We start from the raw sequence: 1,581 nt of genomic DNA on the forward strand, positions 1-1,581 counted from the left end.
GGAGAAGAGGAAATCCTCATTCCCACCGTCTATCTCCGTCTAAAAAATGAGGATGCAGATGACCACATCTACCTCTGCACCGACACCTCGGGTGACATCCATTCCCTCTTTGAAGACAAATTTCAAGCCTTTCGTGACCATCGCCCATTTGCACTGAATGTCACCACACTCCAGCAAGTCAGACTCCTCCGAGGCAAGACCGACATCGTACTCAGCCACCCACAGCCAGCAGCCCCCTGGATGCTAACCAAGCCTCTGGAGCTAGCCACCGATCGCAACGCGGTCATGAAATTCTTAGCAAACCTCTCAAAGCTCGAAGCGATTGCACTCCACCCCACTAGCACCATAACTCTCCCCGACAATGCAGAGAATATGCTAGAAGTCGCAGTCACCAACTTTGGCAGTAACGAAGAAATAACTCTCAAAGTCTATCCACCCTCAGAAGGCGCTGGCTCATGCTACGCCACCGTCAGCAACCGCGACGTCGTGTTTGAGCTTCCTCTGATCGCCACCCAGAAAACATCCAACTACGTCACGCAGCTTCCAAACTCCGTCAATGAACTGCGCTCTCGTCAAATGATGCAATGGACAAAGCACGCACGTGCTGACCTGCGCTCCATCATCGTTCGCAGCCCCCAAGTACTGGCGGAACCAGTCATTATCGCACGCATCCCAGGCTCCCCCTACAAACTCATCACACCGAGCAACAAGAAAGAAGCGATCGATGAAAGCGTCTTCGCTGAATTGATGCAAAAGATTGCGAGCACCCCGATCAAGGATTTCGCCAGTGATGCCGCGGTAGACCTCTCACCATTCGGTCTGAATAAGCCGCTGATTGCCGTCGATTTCGTCTTCTTCAAATCCCCGCCCAGGCAGCTACTTTTAGGCAAAGTCGTCAGCAAAGCCGCTGATGGAACGAGCAACGAAAGGTACTATGCCAGCCTGCGTGGCACTCCGATTGTCTGGGAAGTAACACCCGAGCTAGTCTCCAGCATCCCCACACGCTATTGGAGCTGGCAACCTAAGGACATCTGGAACCTACCAGTCATCGACATTACCCAATTCACAGCCCAACAGACAGGAAAAGAAAAACTCACAGTCCAGTACGACTATCTTGAGGACAACTTCACTGCCAAACTCGGCGACAAAGACATGACAGCTAGTATCCTACCACAGCGCGCCAAATTCTTTCTCAACGAAAACCACCTCCTCACCGCACAAAAGCGTCTCAGCCCATACAATGCAGAAGCTATCGAATCGCTAAAAAATCCTGTATTCACCGCCACGATTAGTGTTCAAGAATTTGACAACGAGGGCATGCCGTCGGAACTAGTGACCTACATACTCGAACTAGGTAAATCGTCAAAAACTGGTAACAGCGCATTCTACTATGCCAAAGCAAACAATATCAACGGCTATTTCGTCCTCAGCCTCGAGGCCGTCCGCAAGCTCGCAGCCCTCGATCTATTCGACAATGAGTAGGTAAGCCCTGCGGGCTGTCATTGGTTACTAGTCCAGAGTCATTGGCCGAGCGCATTGAAGGCACAAAAATAATCCCCATCCTACTTGGAAAATTCGTGC

The 1,581-nt window shown here is 51.2% G+C and carries 1 protein-coding gene; it reads left to right on the forward strand.

Annotation, left to right across the window (positions count from 1 at the left end):
* Positions 1–1,482, forward strand: a 1,482-nt coding sequence (locus ABGY95_RS11695) for a DUF4340 domain-containing protein (RefSeq protein ID WP_347441865.1), incomplete at its 5' end; no start/stop codon positions are given.
* Between the last annotated feature and the right edge of the window lie 99 nt (positions 1,483–1,581).

The organism is Rubritalea sp. (assembly GCF_039830215.1).
Taxonomy (GTDB): Bacteria; Verrucomicrobiota; Verrucomicrobiia; order Verrucomicrobiales; family Akkermansiaceae; genus Rubritalea.